22 protein-coding genes and 1 pseudogene are annotated in these 25,772 nt (G+C 55.3%); 15 read left to right on the top strand and 8 right to left on the bottom strand.

Going from position 1 to position 25,772, the window contains the following annotated elements; genetic code table 11:
• The first annotated feature begins 69 nt into the window (after positions 1 to 69).
• Complete coding sequence (locus tag DU506_RS11330) at positions 70 to 366, top strand: integration host factor subunit alpha (RefSeq protein WP_114487047.1); 297 nt, start codon at positions 70 to 72, stop codon at positions 364 to 366.
• A gap of 126 nt (positions 367 to 492) precedes the next feature.
• On the opposite strand, the gene DU506_RS11325 is transcribed toward DU506_RS11330, so the two are convergent.
• Complete coding sequence (locus DU506_RS11325) at positions 493 to 699, bottom strand: DUF2788 domain-containing protein (protein ID WP_114487046.1); 207 nt, start codon at positions 697 to 699, stop codon at positions 493 to 495.
• A 112-nt stretch (positions 700 to 811) separates the two neighbouring features.
• Between DU506_RS11325 and DU506_RS11320 the strand changes: the two genes are divergently transcribed.
• Together DU506_RS11320 and DU506_RS11315 are read left to right on the top strand one after the other, a co-directional pair.
• On the top strand, positions 812 to 1,276 hold the full coding sequence (locus DU506_RS11320) for a flavodoxin (protein ID WP_114487045.1): 465 nt from the start codon (positions 812 to 814) through the stop codon (positions 1,274 to 1,276).
• A gap of 1 nt (position 1,277) precedes the next feature.
• Positions 1,278 to 1,661 carry a hypothetical protein gene (locus DU506_RS11315; RefSeq protein WP_114487044.1) on the top strand — a complete coding sequence of 128 codons (384 nt, stop codon included), beginning with the start codon at positions 1,278 to 1,280 and terminating at the stop codon, positions 1,659 to 1,661.
• A 161-nt stretch (positions 1,662 to 1,822) separates the two neighbouring features.
• Here the strand turns inward: DU506_RS11315 and DU506_RS11310 are convergent, their stop codons facing one another.
• Together DU506_RS11310 and DU506_RS11305 are read right to left on the bottom strand one after the other, a co-directional pair.
• Entirely contained in the window at positions 1,823 to 2,935 is a 1,113-nt protein-coding gene (locus DU506_RS11310) for an RNA-guided endonuclease InsQ/TnpB family protein (protein WP_114487043.1), read from the bottom strand.
• Positions 2,936 to 3,038: 103 nt separating this feature from the next.
• The gene (locus DU506_RS11305) at positions 3,039 to 5,579 is read right to left on the bottom strand and encodes an EAL domain-containing protein (RefSeq protein ID WP_114487042.1); all 2,541 of its coding nucleotides are present in this window, start codon (positions 5,577 to 5,579) and stop codon (positions 3,039 to 3,041) included.
• 348 nt (positions 5,580 to 5,927) lie between these two features.
• Between DU506_RS11305 and DU506_RS11300 the strand changes: the two genes are divergently transcribed.
• The gene (locus tag DU506_RS11300) at positions 5,928 to 7,172 is read left to right on the top strand and encodes an NAD(P)/FAD-dependent oxidoreductase (RefSeq protein WP_114487041.1); all 1,245 of its coding nucleotides are present in this window, start codon (positions 5,928 to 5,930) and stop codon (positions 7,170 to 7,172) included.
• 14 nt (positions 7,173 to 7,186) lie between these two features.
• Here the strand turns inward: DU506_RS11300 and DU506_RS11295 are convergent, their stop codons facing one another.
• Positions 7,187 to 9,250, bottom strand: coding sequence for a sensor domain-containing protein (locus DU506_RS11295; protein WP_181870745.1), 2,064 nt, complete (start codon positions 9,248 to 9,250; stop codon positions 7,187 to 7,189).
• A gap of 269 nt (positions 9,251 to 9,519) precedes the next feature.
• Between DU506_RS11295 and DU506_RS11290 the strand changes: the two genes are divergently transcribed.
• A complete protein-coding gene (locus DU506_RS11290; protein ID WP_114487039.1) occupies positions 9,520 to 9,717 on the top strand; it encodes a putative motility protein in 198 nt (65 codons plus the stop codon).
• Between the two features lie 143 nt (positions 9,718 to 9,860).
• On the opposite strand, the gene DU506_RS11285 is transcribed toward DU506_RS11290, so the two are convergent.
• On the bottom strand, positions 9,861 to 10,553 hold the full coding sequence (locus tag DU506_RS11285; RefSeq protein ID WP_181870744.1) for a hypothetical protein: 693 nt from the start codon (positions 10,551 to 10,553) through the stop codon (positions 9,861 to 9,863).
• Between the two features lie 178 nt (positions 10,554 to 10,731).
• Between DU506_RS11285 and DU506_RS11280 the strand changes: the two genes are divergently transcribed.
• The 4 genes from DU506_RS11280 to DU506_RS11265 all read left to right on the top strand — a co-directional run bounded on the left by DU506_RS11280 (position 10,732) and on the right by DU506_RS11265 (position 17,092).
• On the top strand, positions 10,732 to 11,910 hold the full coding sequence (locus DU506_RS11280; RefSeq protein WP_114487038.1) for a metallophosphoesterase family protein: 1,179 nt from the start codon (positions 10,732 to 10,734) through the stop codon (positions 11,908 to 11,910).
• Positions 11,907 to 14,555, top strand: coding sequence for an AAA family ATPase (locus DU506_RS11275; protein ID WP_114487037.1), 2,649 nt, complete (start codon positions 11,907 to 11,909; stop codon positions 14,553 to 14,555). Before DU506_RS11280 ends, DU506_RS11275 begins: the two co-directional genes overlap by 4 nt.
• A gap of 125 nt (positions 14,556 to 14,680) precedes the next feature.
• Positions 14,681 to 16,270, top strand: coding sequence for a peptide chain release factor 3 (locus tag DU506_RS11270; protein ID WP_114487036.1), 1,590 nt, complete (start codon positions 14,681 to 14,683; stop codon positions 16,268 to 16,270).
• Positions 16,271 to 16,306: 36 nt separating this feature from the next.
• Positions 16,307 to 17,092, top strand: a complete 786-nt coding sequence (locus tag DU506_RS11265) for a TatD family hydrolase (RefSeq protein ID WP_114487035.1) — start codon at positions 16,307 to 16,309, stop codon at positions 17,090 to 17,092.
• A 43-nt stretch (positions 17,093 to 17,135) separates the two neighbouring features.
• Here DU506_RS11265 and DU506_RS11260 read toward each other — a convergent pair whose 3' ends face one another.
• The 3 genes from DU506_RS11260 to ygfZ form a co-directional block, all read right to left on the bottom strand.
• A complete protein-coding gene (locus tag DU506_RS11260; RefSeq protein ID WP_114487034.1) occupies positions 17,136 to 17,816 on the bottom strand; it encodes an RES family NAD+ phosphorylase in 681 nt (226 codons plus the stop codon).
• Positions 17,813 to 18,214 (bottom strand): antitoxin Xre/MbcA/ParS toxin-binding domain-containing protein, encoded by a 402-nt coding sequence (locus tag DU506_RS11255; protein WP_114487033.1) that lies wholly within the window; start codon positions 18,212 to 18,214, stop codon positions 17,813 to 17,815. Before DU506_RS11255 ends, DU506_RS11260 begins: the two co-directional genes overlap by 4 nt.
• A gap of 122 nt (positions 18,215 to 18,336) precedes the next feature.
• Complete coding sequence (gene ygfZ / locus DU506_RS11250; protein ID WP_114487073.1) at positions 18,337 to 19,308, bottom strand: CAF17-like 4Fe-4S cluster assembly/insertion protein YgfZ; 972 nt, start codon at positions 19,306 to 19,308, stop codon at positions 18,337 to 18,339.
• Positions 19,309 to 19,477: 169 nt separating this feature from the next.
• Here ygfZ and DU506_RS11245 point away from each other — a divergent pair, with 169 nt between their 5' ends.
• The 6 genes and pseudogenes from DU506_RS11245 to DU506_RS11220 form a co-directional block, all read left to right on the top strand.
• The gene (locus DU506_RS11245; RefSeq protein WP_114487032.1) at positions 19,478 to 19,675 is read left to right on the top strand and encodes a hypothetical protein; all 198 of its coding nucleotides are present in this window, start codon (positions 19,478 to 19,480) and stop codon (positions 19,673 to 19,675) included.
• Complete coding sequence (locus DU506_RS11240) at positions 19,675 to 20,082, top strand: OsmC family protein (RefSeq protein WP_114487031.1); 408 nt, start codon at positions 19,675 to 19,677, stop codon at positions 20,080 to 20,082. Before DU506_RS11245 ends, DU506_RS11240 begins: the two co-directional genes overlap by 1 nt.
• Before the next feature lie 50 nt (positions 20,083 to 20,132).
• Complete coding sequence (gene uvrB / locus DU506_RS11235; RefSeq protein ID WP_114487030.1) at positions 20,133 to 22,154, top strand: excinuclease ABC subunit UvrB; 2,022 nt, start codon at positions 20,133 to 20,135, stop codon at positions 22,152 to 22,154.
• A 200-nt stretch (positions 22,155 to 22,354) separates the two neighbouring features.
• The gene (locus DU506_RS11230) at positions 22,355 to 23,860 is read left to right on the top strand and encodes a fumarate hydratase (RefSeq protein ID WP_114487029.1); all 1,506 of its coding nucleotides are present in this window, start codon (positions 22,355 to 22,357) and stop codon (positions 23,858 to 23,860) included.
• A gap of 155 nt (positions 23,861 to 24,015) precedes the next feature.
• Positions 24,016 to 25,434 carry a cardiolipin synthase gene (gene cls / locus DU506_RS11225; protein ID WP_114487028.1) on the top strand — a complete coding sequence of 473 codons (1,419 nt, stop codon included), beginning with the start codon at positions 24,016 to 24,018 and terminating at the stop codon, positions 25,432 to 25,434.
• A 137-nt stretch (positions 25,435 to 25,571) separates the two neighbouring features.
• Positions 25,572 to 25,772, top strand: a pseudogene (locus tag DU506_RS11220) (IS200/IS605 family accessory protein TnpB-related protein); the annotation flags it as partial.

The raw sequence follows: 25,772 nt of genomic DNA, 5'->3' as shown, positions 1-25,772 counted from the left end.
AAAGCGTTACGGCGACGGTACGCCCATGACATTCCTGGCGATGCGTTCGCTGCAATGAGGATAGCTATTATGAGTGCGTTGACCAAAGCGGAACTGGCGGAGCATCTGCATGCCGAGTTGGGGTTGTCCAAACGAGAAGCCAAGGCAATGGTGGAAGCCTTCTTCGAGGAAATAAGGGCATGCCTGAGAGAAAACGAGCAGGTGAAACTTTCCGGTTTCGGTAACTTCGATCTGCGGGACAAGCGCGAACGGCCGGGGCGTAACCCCAAGACCGGTGAGGAAATTCCGATTTCCGCACGCCGCGTCGTTACCTTTCGCCCAGGGCAGAAACTCAAGCAGCAGGTAGAGTCTTATCCCGTTTCATAGTGCTAACGCTAAATACGGTGCTAACGCCAAGTAAGATGTTAGCGCTAAGTGAAAAAGCCGTTCATGGGAAGGTGCTGCTTGTAAGGGCGGCACCTTCTCATATGTGGGTATAGATACGTCTCCTCGTTATATCGCGCCTCCTTCGAGCCACCAGGTAATAATGACTTTGAACACATAGCCGAGCATACCGGCGCCAAGAACGATAAACAGCATGAGGGTGCCGAAACGCCCCGCGTTGGACTGTTTGGCTAGATCCCAGATGATAAAGCACATGAATACAATCAATCCGCCGATCATCACTGGAGTGACCCAGGCTTCGAACGTCTGCTGCATGAGGACTCCTATTGCAGGTATTTCTTCACCTGTTAATATTTGACCAAAATCATCGGGTATTTGTCGACTAATAGAATCGTGCTGTGACACTTTGACAGGGGGTAAACCTATAATGCCGAAGCTGAATATCTTTGTGGGTACCATGTACGGTGGTGCATTGGATGTGGCTGAACAGGTCAGGCCGCTGTTTGAACAGGAAGGCTATGAGGTGACTATTTTTGAGCAACCCAAGCTTGAAGACCTCACGCAAAACAGTGCCGACTTGGCGCTGTTCTGTGTTTCAACTACCGGTAGTGGGGATTTTCCCGGTAATTTCGTACCTTTTGTGCGCGCTTTTCGTGAACAGAGCCCGGCCTTACCTGAATTGCGCTACGGCCTGATTGCGTTAGGTGATAGCTCTTATGGGGAAACTTTCTGTGGTGCCGGGCGAACGCTGGATGCATTATTGGAAGACCATGGCGCCACCCGGCTGGGGGAGCGATTGGAAATCGATGCGATGGAAACTTTCATGGCCGACGATGAAGCTGTGCCTTGGATCGAGCAATGGATTGAATCCCACCAGTTGAAGGCAGCCTGATATGCAGCGACCGACTCCCACCGCTGAGCGCTTGAGTGTAGCACTCGGCCTGTGTGTGGTAATGCTTGCCACCTTGCCACGTTATCTGGCCGGGGGGCATGAATCCCGCCAGACACTTATCCTGATCGCTCTTGGCGTGGTGGCGCTGGCAACGTTCATGCAGTGGCGAATCTTGCCGCAAGACGCCCGGGCTCGCCTGCCCGGCTTGCTCAAGCGATTGGTGGGCATGCTGGTGGTGGGTTCGCTGCTGATGGGCCTGTGGCACTGGCTCTTTACTGATTGGATTAGCTGGCAAGTCCTAGTATCTCACGGCGCCACCCTGGGCCTTCTGCTTCACGTACTGAGCCTGTGGTGGTCAAGTGAAACGACTGAAGCCAGTGGTTGACATCCTCCCCCACCTTCAGCGCTGACGCGCTTGCGGAAGGGGATTCCCAGGTCGTCGCCTTCCTGGTTCCTGCTTCGCTGTCCGTCGCCTCAATGCCTTGGCATTGCCGGTCTTACACAAACTCCACAGGCGTACATTTCCGAGTGCCCCTCGGTATTGCTTCAACTCTTAGCACCGGCTAACAGCGCGGTGCCGGCTTGTAGAATGTTACGGGCGGCATTCACATCGCGGTCGATGCCTTGGGTGCCGCAGCCGGGGCAGTCCCAGATGCGAACATGGAGCGACAAGGATTCGACGACAAACCCGCAGCCATGGCAGCGCTTGCTGCTGGGGTACCAACGGTCGATCTGGACGAACTGGCGCCCCGCCCATGCGGCCTTGTAGTCGAGCTGGCGCACCAGCTCCCCCCAGCCCACATCGCTGATGGCTTTCGCCAGAGACCGGTTCTTGACCATGTTCTTCACCGCGAGGCTTTCAGCACAGATCACTTGGTTCTCGTTGACGATCTGCCGGGTGAGTTTGTGTAGGTGGTCAAGCCGGGCATCGGCGATTTTTGCGTGGCGCCGAGCCACCGTATGCCGCGCCTTGGCGCGGTTGTTGGAGCCTTTTTGCTTCCGTGATAGCTGGCGCTGTGCCCGCGCCAGCTTACGTGCATGACGCGCCGTATGGCGGGGGTTGTTGACCCGTTTGCCGTCACTGGTGACAAATAGGTCTTTCAAGCCAAGATCAATCCCCACCATCTTCGGCACCACGCCGAGCGATAGGGTTTCGACCTTGCACAGGCAGCTAATGAAATAGCGACCGGCGCGGTCTTGGGACACGGTAACGGTGCTGGGGGCTGACGGAAGCACGCGGCTCCAGCGGATATTGAGGGGTTCCTTGCACTTGGCCAGCGTGACCTGGCCGTTACGATACACAAACGCCGAACTGGCAAAGGTGGCGGACTGCCGCCGCTTCTTTGATTTGAATCGCGGGTACCGAGCGCGCTTGGCAAAGAAGTGCTTGAACGCCGATTGTTGATGGCGCAGGCATTGCTGCAAGGGCACCGAACTGACCTCGGCCAGGAACGCGGTGTCAGGTTGTTTTTTCAGTTGGGTCAGGAAGGCGCTGGCGTCGTTGTAGCCGATTTTCTCTTTGCGCTCGTAAAACGCATCGGTGCGATGTCGCAGCACCGCGTTCCAGACAAACCGCACGCACCCAAACGTCCGCGCCAGCAGGATTTCCTGCTCGGGCGTGGGATAGAATCGGTACTTGTAGGCGCGTTCGGTTGGCATGGGTTACAGCGTAGCCCGTGTCTTGTAAGTTTTCAAGGGCCAGTGCCAACAAGGCACCCTGGCGGGTGCCGCGCTTGTATCCCCTCCCTTCGCGCTACGCGACTCAGGAAGAGGTATTACGCGCTTTTTGATAAGGAAGCACCTTAGAAGGGCGCGCCATGAGTCTTTGCGTGAAGTCATCGCTATTCATGGGGTGCCCCGTCAAGAAGCCCTGGATCATCTCCACCTGGTAGGTACCCAGGATATCCCATTGCTCTTGCGTCTCGACACCTTCCGCTACCAGGCATAGATCCAGCTCACGTGCCAGCCCCGATACGGCGGCTACGATGGCGCCATTACCACGTTTTTCGCCCCCTAGAGTTCGAGTGAAGCTACGATCGATCTTCAGGGTGTCGATGGGAAGCTCCTGAAGGTAGCTTAGCGACGAATAGCCGGTACCGAAATCATCAATTGCAATGCGACAACCCAGCTGGCGCAGACGCTGCAATATTTCGATACCCTGAGCCTGTTTGTTGAGCAGCGTGCTTTCGGTTAGCTCAAAGCTTATCGCGGATGGTGCAACTTTGTAATGAGACAGCTTGGCGATAACGGTGTCGATAAAACCTTCCTGCCAGAATTGACGAGCGGAGAGATTTATCGCCACAGGCACCGGCTGTATACCCTGATCTTGCCAGGTGCGTATTTGCCCCAGCACCATTTCCAGCACCCGTTCTCCCAATGGAATGATTAAGCCGGAACGCTCCGCCACAGGTATGAATTCATCGGGCGATATCAGGCCGCGCGTCGGATGATGCCAGCGCAGCAAGGCTTCCGCCGAAACCAGCGCACCAGTTTGACGGCTGACCAGGGGTTGATAGGCCATTTCCAGCCCATCACCGTGCTCGACCGTGTTGCGCAGGTCGGTTTCCATGGTGAGATGATCACGCGCCTGAACATCAATATCGCAACGATATAACCGATAGGCGTTACGGCCTTCCTGTTTCGCTCGGTACATGGCTGCATCGGCGCATTGAATCAAGGTTTCGGGTTTCTCACCGTCGTCCGGATAAAAGCTGATGCCGAGACTACAGCCGATACGAAACTCATGGCCTTCGATACAGAACGGAGCGCTGACGGTGTCGATCAGACGCTGGGCCACCAAGGTCACTTCCTCGAATTCGCTAATCCCGGGTAACAAGGCAATGAATTCATCGCCTCCCATGCGTGCCAAGGTATCGTCCTCGCGCAGTTTATCCTGCATGCGCTCAGAGACTTGCAGCAAGAGCTCATCACCGATGGCGTGGCCTAGGGTGTCGTTGACTTGCTTGAAATGATCCAGATCGACGAATACCACGGCAAGCAGATCCGAAGAGCGATGGGCATGACGAATCGCCAGCGTTATTCGGTCTTCAAACAGGCGTCGGTTGGGCAGGTGGGTCAAGGGGTCGTAGTACGCCAGGTGGCGAATCTGTTCCTCATTCTCGCGCATATGCGTGATGTCGGTGAAAAGCCCGGCATAATGTTGAGTAACGTCATTCTCGTCCTTAATGGCGGTAATGGTCAGTAGTTCGAGGTAGAGCTCACCTGACTTGCGCCGATTCCATACCTCGCCACGCCAGTAACCATGCTGTTGCAGGGCGTCCCACATCGCCTGGTAAAACGCCCCATCCTGGCGACCTGACGCAAGGACGTTGGGAGTGCGGCCAGCGACATCCTCGAGTGTATAGCCGGTCAGATGAGTAAAGGCTGGGTTAACGAATTCGATACGTGTCTGGTCATCGGTGATGATGATGCCTTCCAGTGAAGATTCGATGACGCGCTCGGCAAGCTGCAAATGCTGGCGTGACTGCGTCAGGGCGGCATCGCGTTGTTCAAGGGCGGTCCTCAGATCCTTTAGATAAAGCTGCTCGGCACCAGCGAGCATGTCCTTGAAGCCGAGAAGGCCGGCAATTTCCCCATCGTCATCCAATACCGCCAAGTGACGAATACGGTTATCAATCAAAAGATCTCGGGCGTGGATCAATGTATCACTTGCCTCGATACTCCGAAGCGGCCGGCTGGCTAGTTCAGCCAGCCGGGTATTACCGGGATGGCGGGCAATGAAACGCACCAGATCACGCTCGGTGATAATACCCAGAATACCCGTATCGCACTTCACGATAACGGCTTCGTGATGCTGTTGGCGCATATGCCGGGCGGCATCCGCGAGCAAGAGATCACCGGGCAATACCAACGGCGAGGATTGCATCGCGCTCTGAACCTCTCGTAAACGCAGATAGGGCTCGAGCCCTTGGTTCAGAGCAATGTCGGTCTGGGAGAGAATGCCCACGGCCTTGCCTTCACGGTTCATTACCAATAAATGTCGGTGTCCTTCAGCGCGTAAACGAATGGCTGCCTCACCCAGCGGTACGTTTTCCTCGATGCTGAAAACGGGCTGGCTCATGAGCTGAGAAATAGGCATTCGCATGGCGTCGACATTACTGAAATCGACATCTAAAGCATCATGTTCCGTCCATATGCCCAGCGCGCGTTCATCTTCCATAACCAGAATGGAGCTGCAATGACGCTCGGCCATGCGTTTAGCGGCTTCACAAAGTGGCGTCTCGGGAGCACAGTGTAAAATACCTGTCTGCATGACACGCGAAATGGGGAGTTTTTGGCTCATGATAGCGTTAGACAACCTGTCCCGAGGCCGGAGAAATGATGGCCGTGAATCAAACCATAAAGGCCCAGCTTAGCGTAATGTTGAGATGAGTGTTGTGACGAAAAGTTATTTCAGTAATTGGTAAGGTTAAGGTGTGTCGGTAAAAATGCATGTGGTCACCACCAAGTCTAGGGCAGGGTTGTTGGCAAATGGCTTTTATTTTGCAGTATAAAACACTGCTTAAAGTATCGATAAAAGTTTTTTAGGCTATATAAAGGCAAGCTGGATTGGTGTTATTTTTTAATATGTTGAGTGGGCAGCATTTTGTAGTGTTGGCCGTATAAGAAATTAACCAGAAGGAAGACAGTAATGTCGCGGCAAACAGTGGTGTTAGGAGCGGGCATGGTAGGCGTCAGCATTGCTTGGCACCTTGTTCAGCGGGGACATGATGTAACGCTGGTGGACCGGCTTCAACCAGGGCGGGAAACCTCCTTTGGCAATGCGGGCATTATCCAGCGAGAAGCGGTACGACCGTACCCCTTCCCGCGAGACCTGAAAACCTTGCTGAAGGTAGTCCCCAATCGTCGGGTAGATATTCGCTACCGCCCTGGTGGCATGTTTCAAGCGGCTTCTCCATTGCTACGCTATTGGCTGAATTCGGCGCCGGCTATCTACAAGAAAATCGTACCGGAATATGCCTCTCTGATTCAGCTTTCATTGCAAGAACATGCACCCATGATCGAGGCGGCTGGCGCCGAGGCCCTGGTGCGCAAGGATGGCTGGCTGGAGCTGTATCGAACCCAGAGCAAATTGAACACGCGCTTGAAGGAAGCCGAAGAGGCGCGTGAGCGTTACGGTGTTCAGTTCGAGTTGTTGGATGGCCTGGCTCTGGCAGTCAAGGAGCCCGACCTCAGTGAAGATATCATTGGTGCCATTCATTGGATTGATCCTTGGACGGTGGCGGACCCAGGCGCCCTGGTGGAAGCTTATGCCCAGGCGTTTCAGAAGGCCGGCGGCAAAGTCTTGCAGGCGGATATCCAGGACGTAGCACAGCAGGAGAATGGCTGGGTGGTCCATACCAGCGAAGGTGATCTGGAGGTCGATAACGTGGTGGTCGCTCTGGGGCCATGGGCGGGAAGTTGGCTGAAGGGGCTTGGCTATGACTTTCCTACCTTCGTCAAACGCGGTTACCACATGCATTACGGGCTTGCCCCAAAAGCGAAACTGCATCACTGGGTGATGGATGCTGAGGTCGGTTACTTGCTGGCTCCCATGCGTGCCGGTGTGCGGTTGACCACCGGGGCGGAACTTGATCGGCTTGAAGCCCCTGCCCACGAAAGCCAGCTCAAAGCGGCCGAAGCCATGGCGCGTAAGCTTTTCCCGCTGGGGGAGCGATGCGACCAAACCGCCTGGAAGGGCGCTCGTCCTTGCCTGCCGGATATGAAACCGGTGATTGGCCCGGCGCCTCGTCACAAGGGGTTATGGCTGGCGTTCGGCCATGGGCATCAGGGGTTTACCTTGGGGCCGGCAACCGGACGTCTATTGGCGGACATGATGGAAGGGGATGCGCCACCCATCGATATGGCCCCTTTCCGTGCTGATCGCTTCCGCTAATATAACAGTCATACTCAGTCTTTTAGAGGGCTTAGAGCGAAATCGCCCGGTTGCGGCCGGGTGATGTAGCGTTCCACTAAGTTGTCGAGCGGCATGGGTTTGCCGATCCAGAATCCTTGCGCTTGATCGCAGCCCATTTCTCGTAATATTTCGTATTGCTCCTGGGTTTCGACCCCTTCGGCAACCACGCGCAGGTTCATGGCGTGAGCCATCTGAATGATGCCACTCACCAACAAACGTTGGCTATCACGATGATCGATGTGCTGAATGGCACTACGGTCGATTTTCAGCGTGTCCAGGGGTAACAGACTGGCGTAAGTCAGCGATGAAATTCCCGCCCCGAAATCATCGAGTGCCACCTGAACGCCCAGGTCACGGGCCTCCTGTAACAGGCTACAGGCGATATCCAGTTCGTGAAATTCTGTGGATTCCAGTATTTCAATGGAAAGTTTGAGCGCTTGCGGTGCGTGCTGGCGAGCCGCTTGCTGCAAGGCGTTATTCAGGGAGCCGGATTCAATCTGGTCCTGGGAAGCGTTGATGTCGATCATTACGTCGAAGCCATGCTGCCACAGCAATGCCGAGGTATTGGCAGCGTTGTGCACCAGCCATTGGCCGAAGGGCAGGCTTAGGGGTGAATGACTGATGACATCGATGAAATGCATGGGGGAGAGCAAGCCTTCCTCTGGATGCTGCCAGCGTGACAGGGCTTCAAACCCAATGATGGTGTCGGTTTGCAACTCAACGATAGGCTGGTAGTACAGGCGCAGCTCGTCTTCAGCTAATGCGCGGCCAATCCGAGTCTGGGCATCCTGACCCTGGTTGTTCTCCAGGTGGCTTGCGATGTCGATGCGATTCTTGCCTTGCGATTTGGCGGTGTACATGGCCTTGTCGGCGGCGTCGATCATGCCTTCCGGGCTGATGCGCAAGTCAGTCGTGAAGGCAACGCCGATCGAGCCCGAAAGCGTGGCAGAGATCCCGGAAGACAGTTCAAGCGGCTGGGTAATATGCTTGAGGATTTTTTCAGCCACTTTAAGTGCCTTGGCTACGCTACCGATGCCTGCCAGAGCGATAACGAACTCATCGCCGCCAAAGCGCGAGACCAGATCCGTCGTGCGAATCGCCCGGCGAAGACGATGACCGATTTCGACCAGCACCTCATCGCCCACGGCGTGTCCATGGGTGTCGTTGATAGGCTTGAAGTCATCCATGTCCAGGAACAGTACCGCCATGCCGGTAGAGCTGAATTGCTGGTTACGTAATTGTTCACGCAGCAAGGTGGAAAAATGTTCGCGGTTGTATAGCCCAGTGAGGGCATCCATGGTGGCCATGCGCTCAAGGCGCGCCTGGTTGAGCCGCCGGCTGGTAATGTCACGGAACACACCAATGTAGTTGATGACCTCGCTTTGCTCATCGTGGATGGCTGAGATCGTGGTGTGCTCGATCAACTGGCTGCCATCTTTACGGGTATTCCATATATCTCCGCTCCAAAAACCATGTTTGGCCACGGCATCGAACATATCCAGGTAGAACTGCTGGTCATGCTTGCCCGAAGAAAGCAGGCTGGGTTTATGCCCGATGATTTCCTCACGGCTATAGCCGGTGAGGCGAGTAAAGGCGGGATTGGTATCAATGATGACTTTGGAGGCGTCGGTCACCATGATGCCGTCATGGGAGTTGTCGAAGACGGCCTGCGCTAGCTCCATGTGCTGATGGGCCTGCTTGTGCTGGGAAACGTCGCGTTGCGCAGCAATTATATAAGCATGACCGTCATGACCAACAAAGGGTGTCAGTGTCAATTCGTTCCAAAAGGCCGTTCCATCCTTGCGATAATTCAGCAGTGTCAAGGTGACCGCTCTACCCTCCTGAATCGCTTCGCGCATGGTGGTCGCATCAGTGGAGCAAACGTTGCTCGACTGCAGTAAACGACAGTTTTTCCCCAATACCTCTTCACGCGAATAACCGGTCAAGGCCTCGAACGCTTGATTGATAAAAACCAATGGCTGATCCGGAGCCTCAGCATCGGCGATGGCCAGTGGCAAGCGTAAAATGTCCAATAGCGCCGTTTGAGACGCAGGCAAGCTATGCAGAGCTTCCAATGGTGACCTCTACTTGGTGGCTGGAAAAGACCCCTGTGATGGCAGTCTTCATATCAGCGGCATCATGAAATAACGCGGTATCCTACCAAACTCTGGCATAGCTCACAGGGAAGAATGAGAGTTGGCTGCCTGGTTTATTCAAGGCGGAGATAATTTTCAAGGTGTGTCCCGCTCATACTTAATAAGGGATGTTTTGCTTGCTGACATGGGCTTTGCTAGGATGAAACTGTCATCCTTACAAGGAGAATGCTATGGACGTTTCAGTCAGTAATGCGGTAAGTGCTTCGATGTATATGAACCAGGCGCAAACCGCTCAACAAGTGCAAACGCATGTGTTCAAGGAAGCGCTGGACAATCAGTCACAGCAGGTATCTGCGCTTATGGAGTCTGTTTCTCCCCAGTTGGCACAAGAAGGTAGCGTGGGGACGAACGTCAATACATTTGCCTGAGAGTCGGTTAGCGATTTTTCCAGAAGCTTACCGGTACCTAGTTCTTAGCCAGCCTAGTACTCAGCCAACCCATAACGCCGGTCTTAGACCGGCGTTATGGGTTGGCTGAGTCTGGTTCAGTGTGCTGTAAGGTTTAAGGTTGCTTAACTTGCTTGGGGGGAATTTGAAGTGCTGGTTGAGAGGGGGTCGGAATGAGTTTTTGAAGGAAGTTGGGCGTAGGCCTTCTGGATATCCTTGCTGGTGAGGCAAGTGAACTTCTCGACGAAAAATACCAGCGTCGAAAGACACGAAAAACGTTCTTCGAATTGCTCATTAGCGTCTGCGAGGTGCCGATTGACATTGGCGCGATAGCCATCTTTGAGTTTGGCAATCCGTACGCGGGCATGCCGATCAGCTTCTTGTTTTTCCAATACCAGTTCCGGTTGTGTATCGAGAAATGCTTTCAAATGGTTGGCATCGTTGCGTTCTTCAGCGGTCGCCCAGAGTACCTGATCACGATCACCATACTGATAGAGAATCACTGCCAGGGGCATAAAAAAGATAGCTCCGGCAAGCATCCAGGTCAGTTGAGCGGGAGAAAGCGACAGGGTAACAGCCATCAGCAGCTGTCCTATTGATCCTAGCGCTAACACTAATGCCAACGGTCGCCAGGCTCTCTGGTTCATGACACTTTTTTCCAAGCTATAGCCCCATAAACCGAGCACCGCCAACATGCCGATACCCAGCTGAATCAGGGAGAAAAGATTGCCACCCCCCAGCAAAAGGGCCACTACTCCTATGATAATCAAAAGGCTGTAAATAGCCGCAAATAGAAGATACGCACGGTGCAGGTTCATTATTATATTTCCTTCTCTTGAGGGTTACCTGTGATCAGCGTCCTCCTAGCTTAGGCGCCAAAGGCCTTAGACTCCATATTTTCCAGCACGGATGTTCTTGCCGCCGCCATTTTTCTCGCATGGTATAAATGCCATGATTCTCTAACGTCACGAACTCATCAGAAAAGGAGACCCAAGGGTGCGATTACTGCATACCGCAGACTGGCAGATTGGACGCCAATACGGGCGCTTTGCACCGGAGGACGCTCACGCCTTGGCGGAGGCCCGGTTCAGCGCTGTCGAACGGTTGGCGCGCCTGGCCACTGAGCAAGCCGTGGCTGCGGTGCTCGTGGCCGGAGATGTATTCGATGCACAAACTGTCTCGGATCGCACGATTCGGCGTTTATTCAATGCCATGCAAGGTTTTTCGGGCCCTTGGGTAATGATTCCAGGCAACCACGATGCCGCTTTGGCGGAGAGTGTCTGGAGCCGAGCCAAGCGGCTGGGGGCGGTTCCAGCCCATGTCGAGGTACTGCTTGAACCCGGTGTCTATGCCTTTCCCCAGGCAGGTATCGCTGTATTGGCGGCGCCGCTGACCCAGCGCCAGACATCAGCGGATCTTACGGCCTGGTTCGATGACGCGGAAAGCCCCGAGGGGCTACTACGCCTTGGGCTGGCGCATGGCAGCGTACAGGGCCAGCTGGCGGATGACATCGATTCACCTAATCCCATCGCCGCCGAGCGCGCCGCACGCGCCCGGCTGCATTACCTGGCGTTAGGTGATTGGCATGGGCTTAAACAGATCGATGAACGCACCTGGTACAGCGGGACGCCCGAGCAGGAACGTTTCAAGAATAACGGTGCAGGCCAGGCCTTGATCGTAGCCTTCGAGAAATTTGATCACCCACCGCGGGTGACGGCTCATCAGGTGGGAAAGTTTCAATGGCATCACTGGCAGGAAACCATACGAGTCGACTCCGACATCGACCGCTTGATCGAGCGTCTGGAAGCATTACCCTCGCCGGCGGTACTGGCCTTGGACCTTAGGGGTGATACCGACCTCGCGGGCCATCGGCGGCTCACGCAAGCGTTGGCCGAGGCCGAGGCCCGGCATCGCAGCGTGCAGTACGATCTCTCGGCACTACGCCTGCAGCCTACCGATGCCGATATTGCAGCTCTTGATGCCGATGGCTATTTAGGGGATGTAATCGATGAGCTGCGTGCGCAACAGTCCTTGCAGGATGATGAAGCCTCCCGCGATGCTCTGGTGCTACTGGCGGGCCTGCTGCGTGAGCGTCTGCCCCAGGCTGCATCGCATGCCGAGGAATCGGAATCCGGATTGGGCATGAGCTCGTTGGCACAGGAAGATAGCGCATGAAACTCAAGCGAATACGCATCGAGCAGCTACGCCAGTTTCAGAACCCTCTGGTGGTGGATGATCTCCAACCCGGGATCAATGTCATTACCGGCCCTAACGAATCTGGTAAGAGCACCATTGCCAGCGCCATACGTGCCGCTTTCTTCGAGCGTCACCGCTCCAGCAGTGTCAGCGACCTGCAACCTTGGGGCGATTCTTCGGCTGCGCCTCAGGTGATGCTTGAGTTCGATTGGCAAGACCGGCACTGGCGGTTGGAAAAACGTTTTCTAGGGCGCAAGCGCTGTGACCTTGAGATTGCCGGCGTGCATTACAGCGGAGACGACGCTGAAGAACAGTTGGCTGAACTGCTGGGTTTTCAACATCCCGCACGGGGGGCGAGCAAGGCGGAGCATTGGGGCATACCCGGACTTCTGTGGATCGAGCAGGGCGCCGGGCATGAGCTGCGGCCAGCGGTGGAACATGCAGCTGATCATTTGCAATCGGCCTTGGGTGCCGGTCTGGGCGAGGTGACCAGCAGCGGAGGAGACGAAATTATTCAAGCGGTGGCCACACAGAAGGCCGTGTTTCTCACTGCCACCGGCAAGCCACGAGGCGAATTCGCCAAACTCCCCGGCCAGATCGCTCAGCAGCGAGAAGAGCTTGCCGGCCTGGAAGCGCGTATTGCCAGCTACCGCCAAGAGGTCGACCGACTATCCGAGCTGCGCAAGCAACACGCAATGGATGCTCGGGAAAAACCCTGGCAAATGCTACGCCAGCAACAGCAGGCCGCCGAAAAAGCCTTGGCCAACGTCGAGACCCTTCAACAGGCCCAGGCAGTGGACCGGCAGGCGTTACAAAGCTGTCAGAACACCTTGGTGCTGCTGCGTGAGCAACTCGAGGTTTTCCAGCGTCAGCAGCAGACATTGCTGCAACGCCAGAGTGCCGCCCAGCATGCCCAGGAAACTTTACAGGCGTTGCGTGAGGGTGAAACGGAGATCGATGTCAAGCATCAACTAGCGGAAAAAAACTATCGGCAGGCGCGCCTTATCGAACAGCAAGCTCGGCAGCAAGAGCAGCTAAGTCGTTTGCGCCAGGAACTGGAGCGCCTGTCTCAGGAGCGGGTTGCCCTGGATGACAGGCTCGAAAAAGCCTACCGCGTCCAGGCGGAATTGTTGGCGCAGCGCCGGGCGTTGCCACGCCAGCGAATCGATGAGCCGACCCTGGAAAAACTACGTAAGCAACACAAGCAACGTGACGATCTTGAGATTCGGCTGCAGAGCATCGCGACACGCGTGCAATACAATATATTGCCGGATCAGGCAATCGAGCTGGATGGCCAGGCATTGAGCATGCAGGGCGAGATATTACTGCTTGAGTCGGGCGAAGTGACGATCCCGGGTGTGGGGCATCTGCGTATCATTCCCGGCGGCGAAGATATCGGTGAGCTGTCACGCAGGCAAAGACAGCTGGAAGATGTACTCAAGGCCCTGTTCGAGCAACTTGAACTCACCTCCCTGGAGGAAGTCGAACGGCGTGTGGAAGCCCACCAACGCCTGGATATCGAAATTCAGGCCAACGAGCGGCTATTAAGCAGCCTGGCACCGAAAGGCATCGACTTGTTGAGCCAGGCATGTGAGACCTGCAAACAGCAATGCGAGACGCTTTCCGCGCAATGTCGCAGCCAGACGGCGCTAGCCGAGCAAGCGCCAAGCCTGGTTGATGCCGAAGCGCAACGCACAACAGCCGAACAGGCGCTCAAGCTGGCCGAAAAACGTCAGGCTGATCATCAGCTGGCATTGAACGGTGCCCGCCGGGATGCGGCCAATAGTGATGTGGAGTTGCAGCGTTTACAGGCGGAGCTCTCGGCACCGGATCGTCAGCAGCGTGAACGCGAACTCAGTCAGCAGTTAGTGGAGCAACGCGCTGAGTATGCTTCGCTCGAACAGCGCATCGCCAATCGGCAACAGCGTATCGACGCGGCGCAGCCCGCATTGCTACAGCAGGATGTGCAGCGCTTTGCGCGTAGCGCCGAACAGCTTGAAAAGGCCGCCCATGATCGTGAGCTGGCGCTGACCGAGCTGCACAGCCGCCTTGAGGCACATAGCGCCGAAGGGTTGGAAGAGCAACGTGCGGAGTGCCTGCTGCTTTGCGAGCAACTCGGACGTCGTTTCGTTGAGATGGAAAGACGCGTGGCGGCGCTTTCCTTGTTGGATACCTTGCTCAAGGAAAAACGTCACGCCTTGACTCAGCGCCTGCAGGCGCCGTTACAACGTCATCTCAATCACTATCTGGCGCTGCTGTTTCCTCAGGCCAGCCTGAGTGTCGATGAGAATTTGATTCCCACTCAGTTGACCCGTACGCAAACCTTCGGGATGGAACGCGGCACTCTGGAAACGCTCAGCTTCGGTGCGCGCGAGCAGATGGGCCTGATCAGCCGCCTGGCCTACGCAGATTTACTGCGTGAGGCCGGGCGCCCCACCCTTATCATTCTTGACGACGCCCTGGTGCACAGCGACGCTCAGCGTCTGGCGCAGATGAAACGCATCCTGTTCGATGCCGCAGAGCGCCATCAGGTGCTGCTGTTCAGCTGCCATCCGGAAGACTGGCGTGACCTGGGGGTTGCCCCGCGCGACATGCAGGCACTCAAGGCTGTCAGCGACGCCTAGCTTTGCATGGCGGCCAAATCGCGCTGACGGTACAATACGCCATTGATGATCTATTTAATTGATCAGAAAGAATTCAGTAATAATCCAAGTACCTATTGACAAGTACATGTCGAGAAAGAGGTTGAATGAATAACCCCCAGTTAGCCCGCGAGACGGCGCTTAGGCGCACTTTCGCTATCATTTCGCACCCGGATGCGGGCAAGACCACGATTACTGAAAAAATGCTGTTGTTCGGCAATGCCATCCAGCTGGCTGGTTCGGTGAAAAGCAAGCGCAACGACCGCCACGCCACTTCCGACTGGATGAAGATGGAGCAGGAGCGCGGCATCTCGGTGACCACATCGGTGATGCAGTTCCCCTACGGCGGGCGTATGGTCAACTTGCTGGATACGCCGGGACACGAAGACTTCTCGGAAGATACCTACCGCACCCTCACTGCGGTGGATTCCGCACTGATGGTGATAGACGGCGCCAAGGGTGTCGAGACACGCACCATCAAATTGATGGAAGTGTGTCGCTTGCGCACTACGCCGATCCTTACCTTCATCAACAAGATGGACCGTGAGACGCGCGACCCTATCGAAGTGATGGACGAAGTCGAAGAGGTGCTCAATATCCAGTGTGCGCCGATGACTTGGCCGATCGGTATGGGACGTGCCTTCAAAGGCGTCTATCACCTTTATAATGATGTGATTCACCTTTACACCCAAGGGCAGGGCAGTCGAATTCCCGAAGACCGGCGTATCGAAGGGCTGGATAACCCCGAGGTGGATACCGTACTCGGCGAAGACCAGGCGGAAGAGCTGCGCATGGAAGTGGAACTGGTGCGTGGCGCCGCTCATCGCTTCGATCACGATGCCTACCTGCGTGGCGAATTGAGCCCGGTCTATTTCGGTACCGCCATGGGTAACTTCGGGGTGCGTGAAATGCTCGATGGCTTTGTCGAGTATGCACCGGCACCTCAGGCCCACGAAACCGATGTGCGTGTCGTCGAACCTGATGATGAGCGCTTCACCGGGTTCGTGTTCAAGATCCAGGCCAACATGGACCCTAATCACCGCGACCGCATCGCCTTCCTGCGTGTCTGCTCGGGCAAGTACGAAAAGAACATGAAGATGCGCCATGTGCGAATCAAGAAGGACGTCAAGATCGCCGATGCTCTAACATTCATGGCCTCCGATCGTGCCCATGTGGAAGAAGCCTGGCCCGGCGACATCATCGGCCTGCACAACCACGGCACGATTCAGATCGGCGATACCTTTACCGTTGGCGAGGACATGCGCTTTACCGGTATTCCGCACTTTGCCCCCGAATTGTTCAAGCGCGTGCGGTTGAAGGATCCGCTCAAGATGAAAGCGCTGCACAAGGGCCTGCAACAGCTTTCCGAGGAAGGGGCGACGCAGGTCTTCATGCCGATAGATAACAATGACCTGATACTGGGCGCGGTAGGTACGCTGCAGTTCGATGTGGTGGCCCATCGGCTGAAGGAAGAGTACAAGGTCGATTGTCTATATGAAGGTATCAACGTCAATACCGCCCGTTGGGTGTATAGCGAGGATGCCAAGAAGCTTGAGGAATTCAAGCGCAAGGCGAGTACCAATCTGGCCATCGACGGTGGCGGCTACCTGACCTACATTGCTCCTACAAGGGTCAATCTGCAGATGACTCAGGAGCGCTGGCCGGAAATCCGCTTCCAGCCGACACGGGAGCATTAAGCCAGAGCGAGCCAGAGAAAACAGAGGAGCGCGGAAATGATCGATGCCCACTGCCACCTGGATTTTCCCGATTTCGATGGCGACCGTGAACTGATGTTCGAAAGGGCGAAAGCGGCGGGAGTGGTGCATTTCATGGTGCCGGGTACCACCAAGGCGCGCTGGGAGAAAGTGCTGGCTTTGGGCAAGCGAGACGATGTCAGTACAAGTCTCGGATTACATCCTTATTTCATCGCAGAACATCGCAGTGAGCACATCGAGGCACTGGAGCGTGCCTTGGATGAGCACCTCGATGGGCTGGCGCCTGAGGTTGTCGCGATAGGTGAGTGCGGTATCGATGCGCGCTTCAAGGAGAGCTGGGACGCGCAATGGGAGTATTTCAATGCCCAGTTACGCATCGCCAAGGATCGTGACCTGCCGATTGTGATTCACTGCGTGCATGCCAATGACCAGGTGGCAAAACGCCTGCGCGAGCTGAAACTACCCGCCGGCGGGCTGATTCACGCCTTTGCCGGTTCGCCCGAGCAGGCCGCCAAGTTTGTGGACTTGGGCTTTGTGTTGGGCTTGGGCGGCGCCACCACCTATGAACGCGCCAAACGCCTGCATCGAGCGGTGAAATCGCTTCCTGATGACGCCTATGTGCTGGAAACCGATAGCCCCGATATGCCGCTTAGCGGCTATCAAGGGGAGCGCAATGAGCCGGCACGGGTGGCCAAGGTGTGTCGGGCCGTTGCCGGGCTCAGAGGCCAGACGGTAGAGAAAGTGGCCAGTGCTGCCACGACGACCACGAAAAAACTGTTTCGCCTTCAGGGGGTTGCTGTTTGAACGCTTTTGCTTTTGCCCAGTCAGTCGGTTGTTTTGTACTCGTTCAGCCAAGAATCGTCAGCTCGAAAACATTGCGTATGCATTTCCCATCCCACTCGTAGCCCAAGTGCCGGCCCTGCCAGGTGGCGGAAAGAACCGGGGGGCGTAGCACGGCGGCACAGGTCCCGCCTGTGTCTCGCACACTTGGATAGAGAATCCCATCATGCCGGTCTTCCCATGCCTGGCGGCCGAATGCCTGTGCAGCTGACCAGTCGTCGGGAGCCAACAGCGGTTGAGCGTCTACTGGATCATGCAGGTCGAGCAAATTGCCTGACAGATTGGAAAGATAGACACGCTGCTGCAGCATCATGGGAGGCTCGCGAGATTCCCGCATGAAACGCTCGGCGTGATAACGGGTTTCCGCAATGGCCGTGGTTTCCGTCGAGGCACAGTAATAAGCCCCGAAGGTACCATCCGTGAACCGAGAGCCAGTCATGGGGAAATGACAAAATGCCGCCATCACCGGCGTCCAGCCCTGGCCGTAGCGACGGTCTTCCTCGCGTACCAGGTGGATGGCTCCAGCTTCCTCGCGCAGTCGCGCTGAGGTCTCGCCTTCCAGTTCGTTGAGCAATGCCCAGTCGTCGGGTGAGTCGTTGACCGACTCGAACAGGTCGATGGGAGGAAAGCGTGAAGGAACGATGCGGTAGCTGGGATGCCACTTGACCGCTTTCAGCGCAAAGCTCATGCATGGCCCCCACCGCGCGCTGCATCCAGGTGCTGGCGCACGATGTAAAGATCGGATACCTGGCCATTGAGCAGACGTTCGATAGGTGAGTGGTCCGCAAAGAGAGGGTTGTGGTTGGGACGCTGTAGCCAGGTATCGGCAGCTTGTTGATTGGGCAGCAAGATGTGCAGTGCTTTGTAAATACCCAGAATCAACGACACGCGTTCAAGATGATTGACATCGAGCCGTGCGCTTTGAGGGTCGTTTTTCCAACGGCGGTAAGTGGAGTCAGGGACACCTAGCAGAATGGCTGCCTCATGCTCCTTGAGACCCCAAGCCTTGGAAATGCCGGGGTAGGTGCGCATGGCAGCCGCCGCCATGCCCTTGCGTTTACCTGTGCTCATTTGTTGTAGAGACATAACCGAACCCTCCTCATCCATGAGGAAAGAGTAGTTCAAATGAGCGACTATGTAAAAGTTACATTCATTTGGTGGTTTTAAAAGTGCTTGTCAAAAGTACTCATCAGGGTAAAGAGTACCTATTAGTGAGCCACCAGCGTTTCCGGGTCGAGGCGTTCGACTGGGTAGGGCAAGGCAAGCAAGCTAACTGGATAGCCTTCAATATTCAGAGAAAGCTCTTCTTCTATCGCATTGGTGGCCAGTACGGCCAGTAACTCGATATTACCTTGAACATCCGCTGCAGTGACCACAACCTGGCCCCGTGATTTACCTGTTTCATCGTATACAGGCGTACCCGGCTCGATAGAGGTGTTCGTGGTTACTTTGGCACGGGCCAAGCGTTTTTTGACCTGACCACGAAAGTGCGCTCGAGCGACTACTTCCTGGCCCATGTAACAGCCTTTCTTGAAACTGATGCCCCCCAGAGCTTCCCAATTGAGCATTTGTGGCAGGAACTGATCCTGCTGTGCCGAGGTGACCCAGGCAATGCCGGCCTGGATGTCCAGTAGTTTCCAAGGACTTTCTTCCTGGGAAATACTCGCTTGGGGGATGGCGGCCAACGCCGCGATACCTGCTTGAGGGATACAGGCCAGCCAGCGCGGTTGGAGACCAGGGTAGCGCAGCATTTGAGCATCCTGTGAAGCGGACTGCGCCTGATGCCAGGAAATGTCAGGTAGCGACACCTCGAGTGCTTGAGCCATTTGATGTCCGGCATCTTCACCGATCACGCCGATAAGAGAAATTTCTTGTGCAATGCGTAACTCCACTTTGTAGAAAGCGGCGAATTTCTTTAAATGGGCGAGTAAAGAATCCAGCAAATCACGCGAAAGCATCAGGCGATAATGATCTTCTGCCACTTTCCATAGCTGCGCATTTGCCAGTACCCGGCCCTTGGCGGTGCAAAAGCAGGTCAGGGGAGCGAAGTTACCGTTGGCATGAGCCACTTGGGCGCTTGTCTGCCCTTGGAGCAGCGTTGCGGCGCCCTTTCCTTTGAGCTCCAGAATGCCCAGATGGGAAAGGGAGACAAAGACAGGCGGTGCGAGGGGATCAGACATGTACAAAAACTCCGAGTGATCATTGGCCATTCACCAGCACCTGAAAGGCAATCAAAAGGCGGCGGAATAGGCTGTTATCTTTCAAATGAGGGCGTGAGCGGCTAATTGCAAGGCATTGGACCCGTGCTAAACTCGGCGGTGCTTTTACCAGTCTTGCACAGGAGGCGTGATGACGCATTACTCGTTGAGTTTCCGTGGCGTAGAAACAACCGAGCAGGTCAACCGCATTACCACGGTATTGATGATGCTCGATGGGGTGGAGAGCGTCGAAGTGGGCCGTCATGGTGCTGACGTCGAGGGGCGTGTGAAACCTCAGGTGCTTATCGAAGCGGTCAAATCCCTAAAACTAGCAATAGAGGTAAGCTAATGCGCATGCCGATTGAAATCATCAGCGAACGTAATCATGTTTTTCGCCAACGTGTGGAACTTGAGGGCCTGGAAGACCTCTATGCGGATGTGCCCCGAGCGTTCGGAGGTGAGGGAAGTGCGCCTGACCCGCATGATTACTTCGATATCGCCCTGGGGGCTTGTAAGGCAATCACCGTGCAGATGTACGCCAAGCGTAAGAAGTGGCCGCTTGAAAGTATCAGCGTCAAGGTCAAGCGTGATGACAGTCAGGAAGCCAAGGGGCTTTATAAGTTGGACGTGGAGCTTTTTTTCCATGGCATTGAAGACCCGGATCAGCGCGCCAGACTGGAAGACATCAGTCACCGCTGCCCCATTCAACGCTTGATGACCCAAGCGACCGTGGAAATAACCACCCGCACTGCCTAGAAATTTATACCGTTATTTTAATGCTGAATACACTTCATAAAGGAGTCGAAATGAGCAAAGAGTTTCGTCTGCAATCGAAATTCCAGCCTGCGGGTGATCAGCCCAATGCTATCAGCAGCCTGGTCAAGGGGTTGGAGGCGGGGCTTGCCCACCAGACATTGCTGGGGGTAACCGGCTCGGGCAAAACCTTTACCATGGCCAATGTCGTTGAACGCCTGCAGCGTCCGACCATTGTCATGGCGCCTAACAAGACCCTCGCCGCTCAACTATACGGTGAATTCAAGTCGTTTTTCCCGGATAACGCCGTAGAGTATTTCGTCTCTTATTACGACTACTACCAGCCTGAAGCCTATGTGCCTTCCTCGGATACTTTTATCGAGAAGGACGCTTCGATAAACGATCACATCGAGCAGATGCGCCTTTCCGCCACCAAGGCACTGCTGGAGCGGCGAGATGCATTGATCGTGGTATCGGTCTCGGCGATCTACGGTCTGGGGGATCCCGATCAATACCTGAAGATGCGCTTGCACTTCAGCCGGGGTGAATTGATTGACCAGCGTGCCTTCCTGCGCCGCTTGGCGGAATTGCAGTACACCCGCAATGACATGGATTTTCGCCGAGGCACCTACCGGGTGCGTGGCGATGTGATCGATATCTTCCCCGCCGATGCCGAGGAAGAAGCCGTGCGGGTAGAGCTTTTCGATAATGAAATTGACTCGATCCGGCTATTCGACCCCTTGACCGGCGAAGTGCGGGGCCATGTGCCACGCATGACCGTCTACCCGAAATCTCACTATGTTACCCCGCGCGAAACCATTCTTGGGGCGATCGAATCGATCAAGGTCGAGTTGGTTGAACGACTCGACTGGCTGCGCAACCATGACCGTCTGGTGGAAGCCCAGCGGCTTGAGCAGCGTACTCTGTACGACATCGAGATGATGCTGGAGTTGGGCTATTGCAACGGCATTGAAAACTACTCGCGCTATCTTTCCGGGCGCCCGCCGGGCGATCCGCCCCCTACCTTTTTCGACTATCTGCCGGATGATGCGCTGCTGTTCATCGATGAATCGCATGTCAGCGTCCCCCAGGTAGGCGGGATGTATAAAGGCGATCGTTCGCGCAAGGAAACCCTGGTCGAGTATGGCTTTCGCTTACCTTCGGCGCTGGATAACCGCCCGATGAAGTTTGAGGAATGGGAGTCGATCTGTCCTCAGGCGATATTTGTCTCGGCGACGCCGGGAAAATATGAAGCGGAACACACAGGCCAGGTGGTTGAGCAGGTAGTGCGGCCCACCGGTTTGCTCGACCCGGAAATAGAAGTACGCCCGGCCAGTACCCAAGTGGATGACCTCTTGTCCCAGATAGGGCTGCGCACGGCGGTAGGCGAGCGCGTGCTGGTGACCACCCTGACCAAGCGTATGTCAGAAGACTTGACCGAATACCTGGACGAACACGGTATACGAGTACGCTACCTGCATTCGGATATCGATACCGTGGAGCGGGTCGAAATCATTCGAGACTTGCGCCTGGGCAAGTTCGATGTGCTGGTAGGCATCAACTTGTTGCGGGAAGGCTTGGATATCCCTGAAGTTTCACTGGTGGCGATTCTGGATGCCGACAAAGAAGGGTTCTTGCGCTCGGAACGCTCATTGATCCAGACCATCGGCCGGGCAGCGCGGAATTCCCAAGGAAAAGCAATTCTATACGGTGACCGGATCACCGACTCAATGCGCCGAGCGATGGACGAAACCGAGCGTCGGCGGGCCAAACAGATCGAACACAATCTGGAGCATGGCATTACACCCACCACGGTGACGCGTTCGGTGGCCGATATCCTGGAAGCGGCGCAAACGCCGGGCAAGAAGGGGAGCCGGCGTAAAGGTGAGCGCAAAGTGGCGGAAAAAGCAGGGGAGTACGATATTGCATCGATGCATGCGCCTGAGCTAAAAACTGCGATCAACAAACTCGAAGATGAGATGTTCGAAGCGGCGCATAACCTGGAGTTCGAGGAAGCGGCACGTTTGCGTGACCAGCTGCATCAACTCAAGGAGCGCCAGCTAGCATTGGGTTGATGGTCGACAAAAAGAGAAGCCTTTCCGATCCGAATTTTTATACCGTTATATTTAATAATGAATTCGACTAAAGGCAATTTCCCTGAACCTAGGCAAGGCTGCCGTCCAACCAGGCGATACGTTATACTCATCACCACGATTATAATGCTTGTGCTGGCTAATATTGGAGCACAGGACGATAACCCGGGAGCTTCTTGTTCATGACCGTGATCCATCAGGACGACTTGATTCAAAGTGTCGCCGACGCCTTGCAGTATATTTCCTATTACCATCCCAAAGACTTCATTGATGCCATGGCGGCTGCCTATGAGCGAGAAGAAAACCCGGCGGCAAAAGATGCCATCGCACAGATCCTGATCAACTCGCGGATGTGCGCGATGGGGCACCGGCCAATTTGCCAGGATACCGGCATCGTCACCGTCTTCGTGCATGTGGGTATGAATGTGCGTTGGGAAACGGAAATGAGCCTGGACGACATGATCAACGAGGGCGTGCGCCGCGCCTACCAGTTGCCGGATAACGTCCTGCGTGCCTCCGTTCTCGCAGACCCGGACGGCAAGCGCGAGAATACCAAGGACAATACGCCGGCCATCATTCATCACAAGATTGTACCGGGCGATACCGTCGAGGTTCATGTGGCGGCCAAGGGCGGTGGCAGTGAAGCCAAGTCCAAGTTCGCGATGCTCAATCCTTCAGATAGCGTGGTTGATTGGGTCATGGAACAGTTGCCCAAGATGGGCGCCGGCTGGTGTCCGCCGGGCATGCTGGGTATCGGCATTGGCGGCACTGCAGAAAAAGCCATGCAGATCGCCAAGGAAGCGCTACTCGACCCGATCGACATTCAGGACCTTCAAGCGCGTGGGCCGAGTAATCGTGCCGAAGAGTTACGTCTTGAACTGTTCGACAAGGTCAACAAGAGCGGTATTGGCGCCCAAGGCCTGGGTGGTTTGACCACAGTGCTGGATATCAAGGTCAGGGATTACCCGACCCATGCGGCCAACAAGCCGGTGGCTATCATTCCCAATTGCGCGGCTACTCGACACGCTCATTTCACTCTGGATGGTTCCGGTGCCGCTTCATTGCCGGTGCCTAAACTGGAAGACTGGCCGGAAATTACCCGAGAAGCAGGGGAGAACGTCAAACGTGTCAATCTGGACACCGTGACACCGGAAGAGGTAAAGACCTGGCAGCCCGGCGATACCCTGCTGCTCAACGGTAAGCTGCTCACCGGGCGCGATGCGGCGCACAAGCGCATGGTCGACATGATTGCCAAGGGCGAACCCTTGCCGGTCGACATGAAAGGACGTTTCATCTATTACGTGGGACCGGTGGATCCCGTAAGGGATGAAGTGGTCGGTCCCGCAGGCCCCACCACGGCAACTCGCATGGACAAGTTTACCCGTACCATGCTGGAAGAAACCGGTTTGCTGGGTATGGTCGGCAAGGCAGAGCGCGGCCAGACGGCGATTGATGCCATTCGCGACAATGAAGCTGTCTATCTGATGGCGGTGGGCGGCTCCGCGTACCTGGTCGCCCAAGCGATCAAGAAATCTCGAGTGGTCGGGTTTGAAGACTTGGGCATGGAAGCGATTTATGAGTTCGAGGTCGAAGACATGCCGGTGACCGTGGCGGTAGATAGCCAGGGTACCTCCGTGCACCAGACCGGTCCGGCCAAATGGAAGGAAATCATTGCCCAGTCCGCCTGAGGCAATGAGCTTCGTTGTCGACTCTTATTGCTAATCCGCACGAATGACAAAGGCCCCGCTCTTGGCGGGGCCTTTGTGTAACTAAAGCTGATATAATCGGGTCTCGATTATTCGAGGCAAGACGCCTTATATTTGCACGTTTATGTGGAGTTGCCATGACATCCTGGTTATTGGGGATGGGCATCATGCTGGTCTACCTTTTAGGCATTTTTTCTGCCTTGCTGGCCTTGATGTCGAGTCGTACGTCACAAGGCGCTATTGCCTGGATTATTTCCTTGCTGACCATTCCTTACGTGGCAGTACCGGCATACTGGTTTTTCGGGCGGCCGCGTTTTTATGGCTATGTATCGGCACGCGGTGAGCGGGATACTATCCTGCGCCGTGTCCTGGCGCGCTATCGCAAACATTCTACTCCTTACCTGGGGTCTACACATGGCCCTGCCATAAACGTCGTTGAGCAATTGGCCATGATGCCGCTGACATGCGGCAACCGGGCGGAGTTGTTAATTGATGGAGAGGCCACCTTCGCCAGCCTGTTCAGTGGTATCGATAATGCTCAGGATTATGTCCTGTTGCAGTTTTTTATCGTGCGTGACGACGCCCTGGGGCTCAAACTCAAGCACTATTTACAGAAGGCTGCCGAGCGTGGCGTGAGAGTTTATTTTCTCTACGACGAGGTGGGTAGTCATAAACTCAACGAAAGATATCTACGTGACCTGTCAGCCGCCGGAGTGGAAGTCAGTTCTTTCCGGTCATCGCGGGGCTTCAAACACCGTTTTCAGCTGAACTTTCGCAATCACCGCAAGATTGCCGTCATGGATGGCCGGCAAGGCTGGCTGGGAGGTTTCAATGTGGGTGTCGAATACCTGGGACAACACCGCCGTCATGGTGCCTGGCGAGACACTCACCTTAAGCTGGAGGGGCCCAGCGTGCTTGGTTTGCAGGAAGCCTTCTGGGAGGATTGGCATTGGGCAAGAGGGGAGGTCATCAGCCTGGCTTGGCAGCCTAAATCGATCTGTGCAGAGAATCAGGACGTGGTGATCGTTCCCTCAGGACCGGCGGACCCGCAGGAAACTGCAAGCCTGCTGGTACAGCATGCTATTCATAGCGCTCGAACTCGGTTCTGGGTGACAAGCCCCTATTTCGTTCCTGACCAAGGCGTTCAAGATGCGTTACGCCTTGCCGCCATGCGAGGTGTCGATGTTCGTGTGATGATGCCGGAGCGTCCGGATCACTTGTTGATCTTCCTTTCAGCCTTCGCCTTTCTTCCGGATATGATACGTGCAGGCGTAAAAATATACCGTTATCTACCTGGTTTTATGCATCAAAAGGTCATGCTTGTCGATAATGAAATTGCCACAATAGGTACTATCAATCTGGATAATCGATCATTCAGACTTAATTTTGAAATTACCGCTTTTATACCTGATTCAAATTTTGCAGCTGAAGTACATTCAATGCTGGAAGAAGATTTTGCTCAATGTCGTCAAGTAAAGATCGAAGAAATGAATGCAAGACCCTTGTGGAAACGCTTGATTTCACGCGCTGCCTATTTATTGGCACCAATTCTATAAACATATTTTTTCCAGCCGTTATTGAACAAAATCCTGCCGCATTCTGCGATTCGATTCATTCAAAGAATCGACAGTTAAGGCAGGGCAAGGTGTCAGCCTTGCTTGTTCTTATCACTGGTTGGATATATAGTTTTCTTATGCCGATCATCCGTTCCGACTCCCTGGCGCTACACGTCACCAGTGCCGACCAACAGACCGCTCTGGCGGATACGCTGGCGCTGTATCGGCGATTGGTGCGCGATCTCATGACCGTGGCGTATACGCACTGGCCGCAGGTCGGCGTCTGTGAAGGGAACGCGGTGGTCGAGGTAATAGAACGGCTGATACATCCCACCCAA

The sequence above is a fragment of the Vreelandella rituensis genome (assembly GCF_003336665.1).
Taxonomy (GTDB): Bacteria; Pseudomonadota; Gammaproteobacteria; order Pseudomonadales; family Halomonadaceae; genus Vreelandella; species Vreelandella rituensis.
The sequence above is the reverse complement of the archived record's forward strand: the minus strand, read 5'-3'. Positions and strand labels throughout refer to the sequence as shown.